Origin of the sequence: Photorhabdus sp. S10-54 (genome assembly GCF_963878145.1) — a bacterium.
In the GTDB taxonomy this organism is placed as follows: domain Bacteria; phylum Pseudomonadota; class Gammaproteobacteria; order Enterobacterales; family Enterobacteriaceae; genus Photorhabdus; species Photorhabdus kayaii.
Genome location: NZ_CAWNXG010000009.1, coordinates 117,572 through 134,957, shown reverse-complemented (window position 1 = coordinate 134,957; position 17,386 = coordinate 117,572). Strand labels below are relative to the sequence as shown.

The 17,386-nt window shown below is 39.3% G+C and carries 16 protein-coding genes; 6 read left to right on the top strand and 10 right to left on the bottom strand.

Translation table 11 applies throughout. The features are described from left to right. The first annotated feature begins 104 nt into the window (after positions 1 to 104). The 4 genes from AACQ83_RS07375 to AACQ83_RS07360 all read left to right on the top strand — a co-directional run bounded on the left by AACQ83_RS07375 (position 105) and on the right by AACQ83_RS07360 (position 4,973). Positions 105 to 1,193 (top strand): histidine kinase, encoded by a 1,089-nt coding sequence (locus AACQ83_RS07375; protein WP_240000724.1) that lies wholly within the window; start codon positions 105 to 107, stop codon positions 1,191 to 1,193. Between the two features lie 138 nt (positions 1,194 to 1,331). After that, positions 1,332 to 2,165 (top strand): siderophore-interacting protein, encoded by an 834-nt coding sequence (locus tag AACQ83_RS07370; protein ID WP_112876988.1) that lies wholly within the window; start codon positions 1,332 to 1,334, stop codon positions 2,163 to 2,165. A gap of 694 nt (positions 2,166 to 2,859) precedes the next feature. Then, positions 2,860 to 4,779 (top strand): lipase family protein, encoded by a 1,920-nt coding sequence (locus AACQ83_RS07365; protein WP_112876986.1) that lies wholly within the window; start codon positions 2,860 to 2,862, stop codon positions 4,777 to 4,779. Then, a complete protein-coding gene (locus AACQ83_RS07360; RefSeq protein WP_112876985.1) occupies positions 4,776 to 4,973 on the top strand; it encodes a hypothetical protein in 198 nt (65 codons plus the stop codon). Before AACQ83_RS07365 ends, AACQ83_RS07360 begins: the two co-directional genes overlap by 4 nt. Positions 4,974 to 5,300: 327 nt before the next feature. On the opposite strand, the gene phoH is transcribed toward AACQ83_RS07360, so the two are convergent. The 10 genes from phoH to AACQ83_RS07310 all read right to left on the bottom strand — a co-directional run bounded on the left by phoH (position 5,301) and on the right by AACQ83_RS07310 (position 14,338). Continuing rightward, positions 5,301 to 6,092: a phosphate starvation-inducible protein PhoH gene (gene phoH / locus AACQ83_RS07355; protein ID WP_112876984.1), complete on the bottom strand. Its 792-nt coding sequence runs from the start codon at positions 6,090 to 6,092 to the stop codon at positions 5,301 to 5,303. A 497-nt stretch (positions 6,093 to 6,589) separates the two neighbouring features. Next, positions 6,590 to 7,573, bottom strand: a complete 984-nt coding sequence (locus AACQ83_RS07350) for an endonuclease (protein ID WP_370446048.1) — start codon at positions 7,571 to 7,573, stop codon at positions 6,590 to 6,592. 371 nt (positions 7,574 to 7,944) lie between these two features. Beyond that, positions 7,945 to 9,243 carry a phage tail fiber protein gene (locus AACQ83_RS07345; protein WP_112876982.1) on the bottom strand — a complete coding sequence of 433 codons (1,299 nt, stop codon included), beginning with the start codon at positions 9,241 to 9,243 and terminating at the stop codon, positions 7,945 to 7,947. 414 nt (positions 9,244 to 9,657) lie between these two features. Continuing rightward, complete coding sequence (locus AACQ83_RS07340; RefSeq protein ID WP_112876981.1) at positions 9,658 to 10,284, bottom strand: tail fiber assembly protein; 627 nt, start codon at positions 10,282 to 10,284, stop codon at positions 9,658 to 9,660. A gap of 21 nt (positions 10,285 to 10,305) precedes the next feature. After that, complete coding sequence (locus AACQ83_RS07335; protein ID WP_112876980.1) at positions 10,306 to 11,076, bottom strand: phage tail protein; 771 nt, start codon at positions 11,074 to 11,076, stop codon at positions 10,306 to 10,308. A 320-nt stretch (positions 11,077 to 11,396) separates the two neighbouring features. After that, positions 11,397 to 12,092, bottom strand: coding sequence for an aquaporin Z (aqpZ, locus tag AACQ83_RS07330; protein WP_112876979.1), 696 nt, complete (start codon positions 12,090 to 12,092; stop codon positions 11,397 to 11,399). 325 nt (positions 12,093 to 12,417) lie between these two features. Further along, on the bottom strand, positions 12,418 to 12,762 hold the full coding sequence (locus AACQ83_RS07325) for a universal stress protein (protein ID WP_240000723.1): 345 nt from the start codon (positions 12,760 to 12,762) through the stop codon (positions 12,418 to 12,420). A gap of 184 nt (positions 12,763 to 12,946) precedes the next feature. After that, positions 12,947 to 13,285: a hypothetical protein gene (locus AACQ83_RS07320; protein ID WP_112876978.1), complete on the bottom strand. Its 339-nt coding sequence runs from the start codon at positions 13,283 to 13,285 to the stop codon at positions 12,947 to 12,949. Positions 13,286 to 13,448: 163 nt separating this feature from the next. Further along, on the bottom strand, positions 13,449 to 13,877 hold the full coding sequence (locus AACQ83_RS07315) for a universal stress protein (RefSeq protein ID WP_112876977.1): 429 nt from the start codon (positions 13,875 to 13,877) through the stop codon (positions 13,449 to 13,451). A gap of 236 nt (positions 13,878 to 14,113) precedes the next feature. After that, positions 14,114 to 14,338: a DUF2594 family protein gene (locus AACQ83_RS07310; RefSeq protein WP_112876976.1), complete on the bottom strand. Its 225-nt coding sequence runs from the start codon at positions 14,336 to 14,338 to the stop codon at positions 14,114 to 14,116. A gap of 559 nt (positions 14,339 to 14,897) precedes the next feature. Here AACQ83_RS07310 and uvrY point away from each other — a divergent pair. Together uvrY and uvrC are read left to right on the top strand one after the other, a co-directional pair. Continuing rightward, positions 14,898 to 15,563, top strand: a complete 666-nt coding sequence (uvrY, locus tag AACQ83_RS07305) for a UvrY/SirA/GacA family response regulator transcription factor (RefSeq protein ID WP_112877012.1) — start codon at positions 14,898 to 14,900, stop codon at positions 15,561 to 15,563. Continuing rightward, complete coding sequence (uvrC, locus tag AACQ83_RS07300) at positions 15,547 to 17,379, top strand: excinuclease ABC subunit UvrC (RefSeq protein ID WP_112876975.1); 1,833 nt, start codon at positions 15,547 to 15,549, stop codon at positions 17,377 to 17,379. Before uvrY ends, uvrC begins: the two co-directional genes overlap by 17 nt. Positions 17,380 to 17,386: the final 7 nt, after the last annotated feature.

The window sequence follows — 17,386 nt, the reverse complement described above, 5'->3', positions numbered from 1 at the left end:
AAAAACTGTTTGTAATCAACTCTATTATAAATTTATTTTTACTTTTTATACTGTTGTTGATTGATAAACCGTCGATTCCAGATTTAATTTTACCGTTATTGATAATGTTAAGTATTACAAATGTCTACTTTCTGATAAAAGTGGTACATAACTCTGCTCCTGTTAAAGAATGGCAACATGCAAGATACAAAGCAGAAATTAACGCACTGAAACAAAAAAATGGCTATTTGGATTTCCTCTGTCAAAGCCATTTCAAACTCCAAAATTGTAAACTGCTACCTGAAAAGCTTCAGGAGATTTTTTCTCACCTCAATCGCCTGATCCCTTTCTGTGAAGCCAAAATCATCTTTTATCCATCACAACAAGAATATTCCTTCCGTAATCCCCACCAATGTCCCTATTTCGATATGCCGCTTATTACGAGATGGAATCTAGATGACAATATTGATAACTATGGAATACTCTGGATAAAAACACACAGAAATAGTGATCTTACTCCCGATGAAAAAAGCTTGGTCCAGGATGTGGTGACTTTAATGACAAATAAACTATTACGGGAAAATCAGATCCAATGCCAACACCAGAGTATGTTGGCCGCAGAGAGATCCGCTATTTCCCGTGAACTGCACGATTCCATTGCTCAATCCCTCTCTTTCCTTAAGATTCAAGTTAATTGCCTATATATCGGCAGTGATAATTTACCCAAGCAAAGTTTAACCTCACTGAATATGATTAAAGATGAGTTGAATATTGCCTATCGCCAGCTAAGAGAATTACTGGCAACGTTCAGGAACGAACAACCTCAATGTAATCTACAAGAATCTTTACAGGACTTGATTAATGAATTTAACCACCGTCTAGGCTTCAATATTGAATTCAATTACCGCCTGACACATCAGCACATTCCTGACAGTTACAGCAAACATTTGATACAAATCATTAGGGAATGTTTGAATAACTGTTATAAGCATGCCGATGCCAATTGGATCAGTGTCCGTATTTATCCGATTGATGACAAAATTATTACAGTTGTCAGTGATAACGGCCAAGGTATCAATCTGAACTCCGTTAATAAGAACAAATTTGGCATGGCTATTATGCAAGACAGAGTTTCTATCCTGGGTGGACAATTACAGATAAAAAACCGTAAACATGGTGGTACAGAAGTAGAAATTCAATTTTCAGTGGATTGAAAAAGGCAGATAAATCCCATTATTGACGGCAACGCAATTTGTTGAATGATAATAATTAGCATTTGCGTTAATTACTGTTACACTAACTTCGGCTTTATCAGATAATAACCTTCGGTAAATTTTCCAGAGGAATTTTACGTGACCAATAGAACAATTGAAGAAAAAAACATTTACCGGCCTGCACCACCGAGACTTGTTCAGGTAAAAAATATTTTCGATGTGACACCGAATATGCGCAGCATTACTTTCACCAGCGAGTGTCTGGATAGTTATCCCACTGAATGTGAAGGTGGGCACCTAAAGATATTCTTACCGCTTCCGGGGCAGACCAAACCGGTATTACCGACTTTATCTCCAGAAGGCCCAATATGGCCGCCGAGTGAACTGCGCCCAATAACGCGCACTTACTCGGTTCGGGCTATCCGTACCGAACAAAAAGAGATCGATATTGAATTTGCACTACACCACAATGGCGGCCCGGCAGTAGAATTTGCTTATAGAGCCCAAATTGGTGACTGGATCGGTATCACTAACCCCGGTGGCCCAGATCCATTACTGCCAAAAGTCAGCAATTATTATATGGCCGGTGACTCAAGTTCCCTACCAGCTATTGCCGCGTTACTGGAAACAGTAAAACCAGATGCGACTGGACAAATTATTATTCGTATCGAAAGTGAACAAGATATTCAGGAATTAAAAAAACCGACTGGAATAGCGGTTCACTGGATCACCGGTGATGTTGAAATAACTGACACAATCGTATCTGAATTCAAATCCTGGTCATTACCAACAGAAGATGTCACTTTCTGGCTTGCCGGTGAAGATAAGCTGGTAAAAGAACTTCGTCGCTATATTCGCCGAGAAAAAGGCTATGAACGTCACCAGCTATATGCTATTCCCTACTGGAGGCACGGCTTTGATGAGGAAGGTTATCATGTCCTGCGTCATGAAGTGATGGATAGCGACGATTAAGAACCTTGTATATACCCTATGGATTTCAAGATGTATCGCGACGGCAAAGGAGTGAATCCCCGGGAGCATAGCAAACTATGTGACCGGGGTGAGTGAGTGCAGCCAACAAAGAGGCAGCTTGAAAGATGACGGGTATATTTATACTCGCTTGATCCCCTCGCTTGCTAAAATCAGAGGATGAGGGAATCAGCGATACTGATATTATCAGCAAGATTACTTAAAACGAGATTTTTAAAATCGAAGAAATGCGATTGACGATAACTCAATCCCTATTGAGTTTGTAACACTTTCTTACAAATCTATTTTTTCATAGATTTAAAAAATGAAAATTTTCTCTTGCTATTTACTGATGATTTAATAATCATAACTTGAGTTCCATCATATGGACAGTATGAAGGAAATTACAACTCCTGTTCCCTTTATTCAAAAGGATTAATCGATGGGAATACATCTCTGTCTTCCTGTCGTTCAACTCACTATTACTCACGGCATAAGCGGTGTTTCTTATCTGTGGTAATAGGATTTTTACTATCTTGTTTCTTTGGTGACGCAATCAATCACGGCTATTCCTGGCGGGATATTTATGCTGATGAAGGTGATTGATAGCTGATCTGGAAAATCTTGTGAGACTTTCAACACATGATGTTTGGGCTGCGTGCCTATCTGTAACGTTAATTGTAAGGAAAGAGTATCAATGAGCAAATTAAGCCCACTCGATTGTCTTGACTGTAAAAACATGCTGAAAAACTGGCTGGAATTTCAGTTGGTAGATGAACAAGGGAAACCCTTGGTCAATATGCCTTATCGTTTGAAAATCCGTGGAAATCCTCGGCTAGGACGTAAAGGGGTTACCGATGGTAATGGATTATTAAGGGAAGAAGATATGCCGCCCCATCCGGTAACCCTGTATATCGGCGCCCAACCGCTGGCCGATGAAATGGAACAACGTCCGTTACGGGAAAAACGGGGAGAAGAATTTTCAGTGGTGAAGCCAAAAGCAGAAGCGGAAGGCCATCAATATCGCTATGTGACTATCGGACAGATCAGTGATGGGTTGCCGGCGCTAGATGATTGGAAAGATCCTAAAGACATTCCTCCTCCCTATCATTTCCCGGACCCGGAGCCAGAAGGCTATAAAGTTCATCCGGTAAATCGACGGTATGTGCTGGAAGTATGTCCATTCCGAGCTTGGGTTTTGCAACTACATCATCAAAAAGAGTATTCCATTGTGAATGCCTATAACCAGTGTTTGATGAGCGTGCTGGCCTATGCTGGCGGGGATGTTGATATTGAAGGCTCTGTACTTCACTTTTTTAACCGGCAAATGGTCGATGTTTCGAAGTTGCCTTATCAGATAGAAAAGGCATCGGCGACCCCTGTAGTTTACGATGTGCCATTTAGTGAACGTTATGCCCGGGTGGAGTTTATTGATTCACAAGCGGGGAACAACAAGCAGGGTGATACCAAACTGTTTTATGCTGCCAGTAAGAACGATGTGATTGTTAGTTGGCGAGGAACGGCTAGCCTGGAAAATTACCTGACTGATGCCACCTTCCAGCCATTGGCTTTAAGCTGCGATGATGACAAAGCTCTGTGCAGTGGGTTTATTCATCACGGCAAAGTGCATAAAGGGTTCTGGGAAGCATTTAATTTGGTTAGAGAGTTAACAGTCCCCAGAGATAAAAAGAAAGAAGTATTCAGTGATATCTTTAAATTAGTTGAAAAAAGAAAGTTATTTATTTGTGGTCATAGTCTGGGAGGAGCGTTAGCATTACTACACAGCGCACAATTGAAAGAGTATAACCCTTGTCTCTATAGTTACGGGATGCCGCGAACACTAACTCGTAGTGCGGTAGAGGAATTATCTTCCATTATCCACTATCGTCATGTTAATGAAGATGATGTAATTCCTACCGTGCCATTTGAGCAGGATATGGATAATAGGTTTTTCAATTACTGGACGCTGGCGGGGTATGACTGGGAAATCATGAAATTATTATCACCCTCACCGATTATTCAGGCAATTAAGCAGGCGACAGCCAGTAAAGAAATTTATCTGCATCATGGTAAAGTGGTTCATTTTTTTCAAGCCAACAGTTGCCCGGAATGGCTGATTTCCGCCCGGAATGTCTCTCTTATAACGGGTATTGCCGAAGAAATATTGAGCAATACTACAAAGCTCTATTTAATTCCTGAATTGAACCAGGAAACAGAAAAGGATTTTTCTCTGGCCGGTGAACAGCAAAATGCGTTGTTTAATCAGCTCAGCCAACAAGAAAAAGACAAACTGTTTGTTGAAAACAGAAGTGCTGATTTGAAAGGAGGATTTGGGTTTTCTAACCATAGCGCGTATAAATATGCGGGGTATATTGACCAGCGCCTCAGAGAGTTATGCGAACCGGATAAGATTACGGCCTATCAGGACAGTCAACGTCAATTTAAGGCGAAAATGGATAATTACAAGATGCTTATCCCTGACAATATTTACTACCGAAATCTCTATTTTCTGGATATGGATAAGCAGTTAGTAAAATCACTGACCGTGAGCCAGCAAGAAGAACAAGGAACACTGGCCTTACAACATTACTGTGATAAGAAGGAATTGTCCGTATGAAAATATTAAAAATAACGTTGTCATTATTGTTTTTCTATTTTATTTACTGGGCATTTGGCGATAAACCTAAATTAGATGAAACCAAGATGCCTAAAATTATTATCCCACCAGGTAAAGAACCCTCAAGAGTTGAATATCCTGATGGCAGAATTGATTTAAATAGAGATTCTATTGATTACTGGAAAATAAAGTAGTTCTATCAGAGTTTCCAGTAAAAATCATTGGCCGTCAGCTATTAGAGTAGTCTGGAAAATAAATGAACCACTATTGATATTTATTCGACAAGACTTTACCTAATCTATAATTTTCAAAATCAATATAAAAATAAAATCGATTTAAAAAGATAATAAAATATCATTATATTAAATACGCTTTCAATATAATAATTAATCACAAATAAGTTTATCCAGAATAAAACAATGAGGATAAGAGCTCTAAAATCTACCGAATAATCAGAGAATATGCTAAGGATCACGCCGTGAGGCGCTCTTGCAAAAGCCCCCACGGCATATTTCCATCGGTTATTTACAATAAGCCAACAACGTTTTCTGGCACAGTTGAGAACGAACACAATCCTCTTGATTAAAATGGATAACACTGACGATTTCATCATCTGAAAATCTTTCCAGTGCATCACGCAATCCTGATACGACGCCAACCGGCAAATCACATTGACTTATATCACCATTGACAATCACAGTAACATTTTCTCCAAGCCGAGTCAGAAACATTTTCATCTGATTAACCGTTACATTCTGAGCTTCATCCAGAATTACAAATGCATTTTCAAATGTTCTGCCTCGCATATAGGCAAAAGGCGCAATTTCTACTTTGCCAATTTCAGGCCGTAAGCAATATTGCAAAAATGAGGCACCCATGCGTTTTAATAAAACGTCATAAACCGGCCGGAAATAAGGAGCAAATTTTTCAGCCATATCTCCGGGCAAAAAACCGAGATCCTCATCTGCCTGTAATACAGGACGGGTGACGATGATCCTATCAATTTCCTTATTAATCAATGCATCCGCGGCCATTGCCGCACTGATAAACGTTTTACCGCAGCCCGCCTCCCCACTGGCAATAATCAGTTTCTTATAGTTTATTGCGCGCATATAACGCCGTTGCGTTTCAGTCCGTGGCAAAATTTCCGAAGTATCCCGGTTATCACGTGCCATACCAATGGCTTCTACGCCACCGAGTCGCACCAGAGAGGTTACATTATCATCCTGATAACATTGATGATGACGCAAATCCCTTTTCATCATCCGTTTTGCCTCTCGACGTGATTTAATCACTGCTTTCTGTCTACTCATAGCAGTATCACCTTATCGTTGTTTTCACCCATCCGGTGTCATATCACCGATACAATAACTACGTTATTTAATGACTCTGAGCTTCCCACAGGTTCGCATATTATCGGAATATCAATCATTAATGTTACTCACCATTATTTCTATCTAATGAAAACTAACGAATCATTATGACAGTATAATGACAATTCCTAAGTTATGGCAAACAAGCCAAGAACTCTTGATTAAAAATAATCGACAGTATCCTTTATTTAGTTTTGCGAGAAATTTAATTCATTGAATAATATGACTTAATATTTACAATGATAAGTATTCATTAATGACTTAACACCACTAATGACTTAACATCATAGTAGCCATTATTGATTTAGCTACTATGGTATTGATACATTCCGTTACCATCCGGCAAAGAAGTCACTATCTGCAAGCACTCTTCTTCAACGGATGGCAACAATATTATTATTGATGACAACAGAGCAAATAGTTAATTATCTGTTTTGTTAAGTCCCCTTACAGTTTCCAGCCAATCGAAAACCCGCATTTTTTGCTTCAGTTTCTGTTTTAAAATAGACCGCGTTCTTCTCCTGAATCATCTTATAACCTGAACAATGAGAAAAATGATAGATTTTGCTCTTGTTATTCCCTTTAATTAATCCTGTAGAGGATGCATCAGATAACACCCGTTGTCTCTGGGTATCTGTTTGACTATTTCTCTGCCCTTTTCTCTGCTCGCTTTTTGGAATGCCAGCGGCGGAGTTTTTATGCCATAATTGCCATTTCTGTTCACCGGTAACAAAAGGATTGTGATGCCCCATAATACCGGCAATTCGATTATCTCTCTCCTGCTCCCATTTACTCGGTGGATATTGACGATCCCAAGCGATAAATAATTGCTGTTGTTGGCGGGACATGGAAAGATTGTAACGATCGTGCATATAAAAATTAATCCGAGCGACCTGCCCTTTTACCTCATCTCTCGGTTCGAACGTTCGAGATTTAAAATCGACTTTACTGGTACAACGACCATAATTATTCGGCATACTTTTCGGTAACATTCCATAACTGAAATTACTACGATCTCCATTAACCTCACCAATTGATGGGACCAAATTATGCATATCAGATTCCATTGCCCTGAAAACAGGATCGGAAGAGACACAATTCTTCCTCCCTCCATTTCGCCAACATTGCCGCTGATGACCAAAAACCCAGGCAGTAACAATATGTTCCCATTCAATTCGTTCAGCACGATTCTGTTGTGACCTGACTTGATAACCACACGAAGAAAGGATTGTGCGTCCACCGCTCTTACCTGTCCATTGCCAATGACAACCACAATAAAGTGTCCCGGTCTCTGACTTAAATTGATCATGATAAATGCGTTTACGTAATTCAACTTTAGCTTGTTCAAAGGCAGCCGGTGCGGCAAAAGAAGGCAAAGGAGCAATTAAACTGAAACACCCAATGTGAATTGCCCAAAAAATAACTTTACGTTTCAATGATAACCCCTACTTATATAAAAATATCATTCTGATTTTAACCTTTTATGTTGCCTCATAATCGACCTATAAGACAAACATTGTTTCTTTGCATTTCTTCTTAGCATCTCTTTTAAAAAGAAAGACTATTCAATAGACAGGTTGAGATATCACAAGATGGTGGTTATCCTATTATAGCGGAATGATTAATTGGGTATTATGAAATCAACATATGGACTATATGCTTTAAAAACGAGCGGTTATATCACTCACCATTAATATGAAAAAATAGAGAATGACGCTCAACGTCAACATCCTAATATTGAAGCGCCAAAAAAACCAAATAAGATACAGGGCCGATATACGGCCCCGTCTTACTACAATTTATGACCAAAAGCGCTGCTACTCTCCATTTCTTTCTGTAACTTCTTTCGATTCAAGTTCCAGAGTGAATCTTCTGGCATTTGGACCCTAATATCTAAACAGCAAGAATCGGGAATATCACAGGGTTCCCCATCTTGATAGAATATCTTGTTGCCATTGTCATCAATAGATTTGAGCCGCCAATTTTGAAATCTCTCCGGTAAATGTGCGTGTTGGCGATGGAAAGTCTCAATAATAATAGAGCCGTCAGGTTGAACGTGATCATCAACAAAAATCAGTTCGAGATTATTGTTGTCGCGGGGAACGGAAATACCTCCATGCACCCCCCAACCACCATCAGCGTTATAGCCCAGGATATTTGATATACGATATATGCCGGTTCCCTGTTTTATCACTTCTGCACCTTCGGATTCGTCATTAGTCAAGAATGTGCCATCAGGGTAGATTTCTATTATCGGAGAGGCTTTCTTGAGGTATCCGTTGGTGTCTGGTTTAGCGTTCTTATCGTCCCAAAACTTACGGGTAGCTTGTCTGTTGCTATCGCTATTTATGCTATCGGTACGATATGTATTGCCTTCATGCTCGAAAACCAGCCTATGGCTCCATACACCATACACGCCTTCACTTGATAAGCCATTTACATTACTAAATCTTAACTGAACGCCATACCCACCAAGTGGCAATCCATATTTAGTGACGAATGGCGCGTTGGGCCCATATCCGGCACAACCATCGTATAAATTTTCCAATCCATTCAAACGAGCAAAACCCATTGAAAGCATTGCATTATTAGTTGATACTGCACCCACATCCCCCGCAGTCAGATTGATATCCCCAGTCAACGCCTTACCGTTTATTTTCCGGCTATCAGGTACTCTAGTATTAATATTTCCAAGTAATGAATTAACTATTTCCTTAATCAACTGTTGCGTCACTGCCAATGTATCACTATCACCCATCACATCGGTAAGTTGCACAATACCTTTTTGTGTTAATGAAGCATTGGGAATTCCTGTTATCGCTTTCTGTTCTAAAGCTTTATTTAACTGTGCAGTGAGTTTAGTGACATTACCATCATCTAAAACATCCTCACCGATTTGTGTCGCAATAAAATCAGCTATAACCGATGTTATTGTTGATGTTTGACGAAATATCTTATTTAATATGTAATTATCAATATACTGCCTGTCTGGAAACCCACGCGACAAATTCAGATCTGTTTCATAGTCTTGCTGACTGGGCACATTAGCGTTACTATCAATAGCAAAAGCTTTAAAATCATTTTTACTCATATACCTTCCCCAAATTAAATAATGTTCATTTACAGTCAATAAGTCGAATTATTAGAAATAATTCCCCATAATTTACATCAGTTATATACCCGTTATCTTTCAAGTTGCCTCTTTGTTGGCTGCACTCACTCACCCCGGTCACATAGTTATCTATGCTCCCGGGGATTCGCTCCCTTGCCGTCGCAATGCATCTTGAAATCCATAGGGTATAGTCTAATTCCGAAAAACAATAAAAATATCCTTACTGACCGCCCTCCGCTTTTAGCAAAAATAAATTTAAAGTCGATAACCAAATCAACTTTACGAATCAGAGTTCATTTTTATATGGACTTTTATACGAATTTTTTCCAATCAAAGCACTGATTAAAAACCAGTGCTTCGTTAATATTTAAGAATTATAAAACTTTAATGGTATTATTCTTTCGGCTTTTCAGGCCAATTAATATCTGGTGCCGATGAAACATCAACCCGACGCAGTAATACCAAATACTTTTTCCAATCTAGCAATAAAGTTTTTTCCGCTTCTGATGCCATTTCAGTTTCAACCGCATACTGCAATACCGTGATGGCTTCATCTGCTTGCCGACGAAAAATAGCACGCTGTTGTTCTGCCTGTTCAACTTGACTGATTTTTTGAGCTTCAAAGTCCGTTACCCATTTTTCACCATCCCATTGATCAAAATCGGTGGACGGTTGTTCGAATGTTAATGTTTCCGGTAATTCACCCAGCGCAGCCACTTCTTCCTGCGCACCCACTTGCGTGTTGTAAGCTATTTTTCCACGGTGGTCAGGGACAATTTCCCAATAACTCCCATCCTCACTGCGACGCACAGCCATATCATCAGAACCTGGCAAATCTGGCGCATCTAAATAAGAATGCGCTGACAAACCGACGCCTTCCGCAACATATTCGAAATCAGAGCCAGAGAATTCTCTCGAATAGGGATTAGCATGATAAACTTTTATCCAGCCAGCTTGAGTTGCTAATCCGTCTTCACCTAATACAGCGGTTTCAGTATCTAAAATATTTTCTTGTGTCATTATTATTCTACCTTTACGATATTATTCTGCTTTTACGATATAGTTAAATGCGATATTGCGGGGGCGATTTTCATTCGCAGTAGGTACAATGCGAGAAGCATCAATTTCTAGTAGACTAAATCGATCCTGGGCTACAGAATTATATGTAGCACCAGCATTAAAATGACTTCCGGGGTTAGTTACAGAAGTATAAAAAGCACCACCAGCATAACTAAACATACGGGATGAGGTGGATACAGTTCGTCCACTTACACTACCAGTAATATTCCTAATCGCATCCCCTTGATGAGTTAAGATTCCACGGCCACTATCAACACCACGACCATCATCCCAACCACGAATAAACTCGCCTCTTAGATCAGGTAATCTACCGTCAGGATAAGCTTCTGCTAATTTAGGATACTGTGATCTACTAAAAACGGAACCATTACAAGTAAAATAACCGGAAGGTGGATGGGGTAACGGCCACGGAATAGGAGAGCCAACAGGGGTGCCGGAAATATTTGAAGCTTTTTGCTCTAAAGCTTTATCTAAAGCGCTATTAAATAGCTCGGTCAGTTTAGCTATATCACCATCATCCAGTACATCTTCACCAGATTGTGTCGCAATAAAATTAGCCACAACAGATGATATTGTTGAGGATTGGCGTAATACCTTATTTAATATATGAGTAGAAACATTCTCAGGTGGAAATCCCATCTTTAAATTCTGGCTTTCTTCATATTTTTCTTGACTCACTATATTAGCATTCTCACTAATAGAAAAGGCTTTAAAATCATTTCTTTGGCTCATATACTCCTCTTAAATTCAATAATATCATTCAGTAATCAATATATTAAATAGTCGTACAGATAGCCTCTCTCAATTGGCGATAATTATAGTCTAGTTCAGGAAAGGAATAATGAAATTTATTTTATAACTTATAGGGTTAATTATTTTTGTATAATTGACGGTAATAAACCACCCAATACATTGCAATAAATCTTCATGATAATATTTCCTACCTTTATTAAAACAAATGAAAAAATAATAGTGACAAAAAGTTCTTTCATTGAAAAGTAAAAAGACCACACTACAGCGTGGCCTTAAGCAAGGTAACTCACCAGTAAAAATCATTGTTTTTCAGCAAACAATAACCTGTAAATTCCCCCTCCAACAATCCCACCAATAATTGGCATCACCCAGAAAAACCATAACTGCTCTAAAGCCCAGGTATTCTGGAATATCGCAACAGCCGTGCTTCGTGCCGGATTGACTGACGTGTTAGTAATAGGAATGCTAATCAAATTAATTAAAACCAGCGCCAAACCTATTGCTAATGGCGCAAAGCCCGGAGGTGCTCGTCTATCTGTCGCACCAATAATAACAATTAAGAAAATAGCCGTTAAAACAATTTCAGCCACAATAGCCGATTGAAGCGAGAATCCACCTGGTGAATGTTCACCAAAACCATTTGCTGCAAAACCACTCGTGGTCGCATCAAAACCCGCCTGCCCACTGGCAATAACATATAATACCGCGGCAGCAAGAATACCACCTATAACTTGAGAAATAATATAAGGAATAACCTCCACTGCCTTGAAACGACCACCAGCCCAAAGACCAATTGTTACAGCGGGATTAAAATGCCCGCCAGAAATATGCCCAACAGCATATATCATCGTCAATACTGTTAAACCAAATGCCAAAGATACACCGACAAAGCCAATCCCTAATTCAGGAAATGCCGCAGCGAATACAACACTACCACATCCCCCAAAAACCAGAACAAAAGTTCCAAGTAATTCAGCCGCCAATTTTCTTAACATGTTTTGTCCTCATCCAGTTATCAAAACGAGTCACCTTGCTGAAATTAACTATAGCCAATAAATTAAAATCATGCTTATTTTTACTATAGCCGTATAAGTTGCTGATTCTTGTGGCATCTTTGCCTGATATTCACTTTAATCCGGGATTTTATGCAACATCTATCCTGTGCAGATCAACTTTTTGGTAAAAAATGGATAGCTTAAAATCAATTATCACCAAAATAAGTTCAATATTCTGTTGTGACTGCTCCCCGCCGTAAAAAACGGCGAGGATTCACTCCCTTGCCGTCTCAATGCATCTTGAAATCCATAGGGTATAGGTCATTCATCTGACTACTAAAACTGAAATATTTGCATATCCGATAATCCCTGAAGCGTTTGAACCTAATAAATGGGTGGAAATATTAGGCCGCCGGGAACCAATAACAATTAAATCTGCTTTAATTTCATCTGCTGTCGATAATACTTTATCCCTCGGTGATCCAAAGGCTACGGAGAAAGAGACTCGCTCTTTTGGCAAGTCTATTTTCTCAGCCACTTTTGCCAATTCCTCTTCTGATCTTGCAATAGATTTCTTGGCAAAAGAGTTGAGCAAGTCATAATGGTAACTATAACTAATTGAAAACCTTGATATGTCAGGAACGGCATGGAAAAGATGTATACCCGTCATCTTTCAAGCTGCCTCTTTGTCGGCTGCACTCACTCACCCCGGTCACATAGTTATCTATGCTCCCGGGGATTCATTCCCTTGCCGTCGCGATGCAACTTGAAATCCATAGGGTATAAACTATTACATTATTTGTTGTGAGTTGTTTAACTAAATCAAATAAATTACCGTATAGCTCTATTTTCAATCACTCAGAATCAAGATGCCACTTATGTAATATTCGATGAATGAAAGGTGTTACAACAAGCCCCAAAGTAATAAAGAACACACTTTCCAAAAATACCCCATATATGGCAATAAAATATTTACCGGGTAAACTAACAGGGACGGGATCTAAACCCTGCGATCCCAGCATAGATAAAGCGTTAAGCAAAGATTCACAAAATGTATGCCCCTCTATCAGGTAAAACCCCAGGACACCCGGAATTATTCCAATAAAGAAAAAGGTTGCAGCAATAAGGTAAAAACGCACCACCCGCCATAAAAAATGGTCCAAACGAATCAGTTTATCAGTAAATTTTTCCACAATTATTGCATCCTCAACAATTCTACGAAACCTTATGCAATCTCAATGAAAATGAAATCAGAGAAAATTTAATAAAAATATAGCAACACAGCGTTAGCTAAGACATATATAGCAAGCCATCCGAAGATGGCTAATCAATCTCTCTCATTACGTTTTAATCACCTTACCTGATAACCAAAACAGATGTTGTCGAATATTTGACAACACCTGATGCATTAGATCCTAATAAGTGCGTTGTAATATTGGGCCTTCTAGAGCCAATAACGATAAGATCAGCATTAATTTCTGTCGCTGCTGCTGTTATTTCATCTCTTGGCGACCCAAATGCAATGGAATAGGATAACCTGTTAGCAGGAAAATCGATGGTATCAAGCAGCGTTTTCAAATCATCTTCGGCTTTAATTGTCGCTTTATCCTTAATTTCATCATATCCCAACGAATATGCGTTAACAATCGCGGATGAAATTGGCAGTACATGAAGAATATGGAGCTTCGCACCTGTTTCTTTTGCTAAAGACAGTGCATGCTTAACCGCTTTACTCGTTAGTTCATCTTCTGAAATATCTACCGGTACTAAAATAGTTTTGTACATACGCACGCTCCTATATTTACATACCAAACCAGACTACTACATTTAGTATACGCTATATCCTGTTAATTACTATGAGCTATTTTCCTCTTCCCACACCTTTCTCTATAACCAGATAATTAATATCGTTTTTAATTTATTTACCTTACACCTTTAGTTTCATATAGTTATGATCGTTAAATACGTAGCAAAAGTGGGATATGTACAGGGGCAATAACATTAACCCCTGAGACCCTACCTCACTGCCGATATAATGCTTTTATTTGCTGAACGGTATTTTCAAATATCTTAGCCTGTTTTTCATTGCCCATTTCTGCAATAACATGTTCCAAATTCAGTACAACTTTCCCTGCATGAGCTTGCCCCATAGTTTTAAGAATAGAAGCCAACAGAACTTTCAAACATGTCACCTCTGTTGCTAAGGTTTCAGTATCAGATGAAGGAATTAAATCGATTTTATTCATAGTCGTTACCTGTTTACGTATTAATTGCGTTATGAAAATAATAATTATACCACATAATTCACCCCCTATTTTTATACATTTTCCAAATAGATCTACGCCAAAAAACGTTAAATTATTGTTAAACCCATTTGTTTTATAAATATTTATTTAGTTATTAATTTTATCATAATCAGAATATATAGGACATTCTGATTTCAAATAAATGACACTTGTTATCATATAAAATAATTCTCTTTTGTCTTTGGAGGAGATAAGTATAATATTCGCATTCTTGATGAACTTTTAGGATAATTTATCTATTTTATTGTTTTATATAATCTTTACTAAAAGTTAAAAAACAGACAATTGAAGTTAACTCTTCTGAAACAAATTCAATACACAAGCAATATACCCTATGGATTTCAAGATGCATCGCGACGGCAAGGGAGCGAATCCCCGGGAGCATAGGTAACGATGTGACCGGGGTGAGTGAGTGCAGCCAACAAAGAGGCAATTTGAAAGATAACAGGTATATCAATGAAGCTCATGTATGAGCATAGAGCCAGTTGGAGACACTTTTTTGATAAATATTTTGTTAGTCGATGATCATGAGCTGATCAGAGTTGGTGTAAAACGTATTCTTGATGACGTAAAAGGAATAACCGTAGTAGGAGAAGTTAATTGTGGTGAAGATGCGATAAAATGGTGCCGAGCTAATAAAGTAAATATCGTGTTAATGGATATGAACATGCCAGGCATTGGTGGCCTGGAGGCGACAAAAAGAATCCTACGTTATTGTCCCGATGTCCGTGTCATCATGTTGACTGTCTATACTGAAAATCCTTTACCAATGAAGGTGATGCAGGCTGGCGCCAGAGGATATCTCAGTAAAGCCTCTACCTCTCAAGACATGGTTAATGCAATTCGTGCAGTTAATGCCGGCCAGCGCTATATCGCTCCCGATATCGCTCAACAGATGGCCCTTAGCCAAATTAGCCCACAGCAAGACAATCCATTAAGTTGTCTATCTGATCGTGAATTACAGATTATGCTGATGATCACGAAAGGACAAAAGGTGAGCAATATCTCTGAACAACTTAATCTCAGCCCAAAAACCGTTAATAGCTATCGCTACCGAATGTTTAGTAAACTAAATATCAGTGGTGATGTAGAATTAACACATATGGCAATACGTTATGGGCTATTCGACACAGAGAGTCTATTAAATAGTGACGGAACAATTTGATTCAAAAACATTTTTAAAAACAGTAACCAGTCAGCCTGGCGTTTATCGTATGTATGACACCTCAGGCACGGTTATTTATGTCGGTAAAGCCAAGGATTTAAAAAAACGGCTTGCCAGCTACTTTCGCGCACAGATCGCCAGTCGTAAAACCGAATCTCTGGTTAAAAATATTGTTCAAATAGATGTTACGGTTACGCATACCGAAACCGAAGCACTGCTGCTGGAGCATAATTACATTAAGCTCTATCAACCCCGATATAACGTTTTACTGCGAGATGACAAATCCTACCCTTACATTTTTCTCAGCGCAGATAAACACCCACGACTGGCAATGCATCGGGGAGCTAAACATTTCAAAGGTGAATATTTCGGCCCATTTCCAAACGCTCATGCGGTACGAGAATCATTAATTTTACTGCAAAAACTTTTTCCTATCCGACAATGTGAAGATAGCGTCTACCGCAATCGCTCGCGGCCATGCCTGCAATATCAAATTGGCCGCTGCCTTGGGCCTTGCGTTAAAGGGCTGGTAAGTGAAGAAGAATATCAGCAGCAAGTTGATTATATTCGTCTGTTCCTTTCAGGCAAAGATCAGCAAGTTTTAACCAGATTAATTGACCGAATGGAACAAGCCAGCCAGAAACTGAAATTTGAAGATGCAGCAAGATACCGAGATCAAATCCAGGCCGTTCGTCAAGTTACTGAAAGACAATTTGTTTCAGGAACAGACGATGACCTTGATGTTATCAGTATTGCCTTTGAAGCGGGCATAGCTTGCCTGCATGTGCTGTTTATACGTCAGGGCAAAGTACTGGGTAGCCGAAGTTACTATCCTAAAGTCCCGACTGGGACAAAGCTTGATGAGATTGTACAAACATTCCTTGGTCAATTTTATTTACAGGGCAGCCAAAATCGGACTTTGCCCTCAGAAATTTTGCTGGATTTTACTCTGCCAGAAAAAGACATTTTGTCTGATTCTTTATCTGAAATATCTGGGCGAAAAATTCATATTCAAACCCGACCCCGCGGAGATAAAGCCCGTTATCTGAAACTTGCCCGCACAAATGCAACAATCGCCCTAGCGACCCGCTTATCACAACAATCAACTATTCATCAAAGATTAGACGCTCTCACCAAATTAGTTAAGTTAGCAAAAATTCAGAGAATGGAATGTTTTGACATTAGTCACACTATGGGGGAACAAACTGTTGCATCCTGTGTCGTCTTTGATAGCAATGGCCCACTACGTTCTGAATACCGGCGCTATAATATCAGTGGTATTACTCCCGGTGATGATTACGCTGCCATGAATCAAGTACTACGCCGTCGATACGGGAAAGCATTAGATGAGTCAAAAATTCCCGACATTATTTTCATCGATGGCGGTAAAGGGCAATTAGCTCAAGCAATAGATGTCTTTCAGTCTCTTGATGTTGAATGGGATAAAACGCGACCTCAATTAATAGGCATTGCCAAAGGCAGTGATCGCAAAGCCGGGCTTGAAACACTATTTTTCGCGACGGAGGATAAAGGTATCGCATTACCGCCGGACTCTCCTGCCCTGCATGTGATTCAGCATATTCGTGACGAATCACATAATCATGCAATAACCGGGCACCGTCAACGTAGATCTAAAGTTAGAAACACCAGTACGCTGGAATCTATTGAAGGCGTTGGGCCAAAACGCCGACAAATGTTACTGAAATACATGGGAGGTTTGCAGCCTTTACGTAATGCAAGTGTCGAAGAGATCGCAAAAGTACCGACTATTTCCTATGCATTAGCAGAAAAAATTTATAATGCATTGAAACACTAAGTACATT

Excerpts from the sequence above, each read along its gene's own strand:
- AACQ83_RS07375 (WP_240000724.1), top strand. The coding sequence starts at position 105 with ATGTTAAGTATTACAAATGTCTACTTTCTGATAAAAGTGGTACATAAC.
- AACQ83_RS07365 (WP_112876986.1), top strand. The coding sequence starts at position 2,860 with ATGAGCAAATTAAGCCCACTCGATTGTCTTGACTGTAAAAACATGCTG.
- AACQ83_RS07360 (WP_112876985.1), top strand. The coding sequence starts at position 4,776 with ATGAAAATATTAAAAATAACGTTGTCATTATTGTTTTTCTATTTTATT.
- phoH (WP_112876984.1), bottom strand. The coding sequence starts at position 6,092 with ATGAGTAGACAGAAAGCAGTGATTAAATCACGTCGAGAGGCAAAACGG.
- AACQ83_RS07345 (WP_112876982.1), bottom strand. The coding sequence starts at position 9,243 with ATGAGTAAAAATGATTTTAAAGCTTTTGCTATTGATAGTAACGCTAAT.
- AACQ83_RS07340 (WP_112876981.1), bottom strand. The coding sequence starts at position 10,284 with ATGACACAAGAAAATATTTTAGATACTGAAACCGCTGTATTAGGTGAA.
- AACQ83_RS07335 (WP_112876980.1), bottom strand. The coding sequence starts at position 11,076 with ATGAGCCAAAGAAATGATTTTAAAGCCTTTTCTATTAGTGAGAATGCT.
- aqpZ (WP_112876979.1), bottom strand. The coding sequence starts at position 12,092 with ATGTTAAGAAAATTGGCGGCTGAATTACTTGGAACTTTTGTTCTGGTT.
- AACQ83_RS07325 (WP_240000723.1), bottom strand. The coding sequence starts at position 12,762 with ATGACGGGTATACATCTTTTCCATGCCGTTCCTGACATATCAAGGTTT.
- AACQ83_RS07315 (WP_112876977.1), bottom strand. The coding sequence starts at position 13,877 with ATGTACAAAACTATTTTAGTACCGGTAGATATTTCAGAAGATGAACTA.
- AACQ83_RS07310 (WP_112876976.1), bottom strand. The coding sequence starts at position 14,338 with ATGAATAAAATCGATTTAATTCCTTCATCTGATACTGAAACCTTAGCA.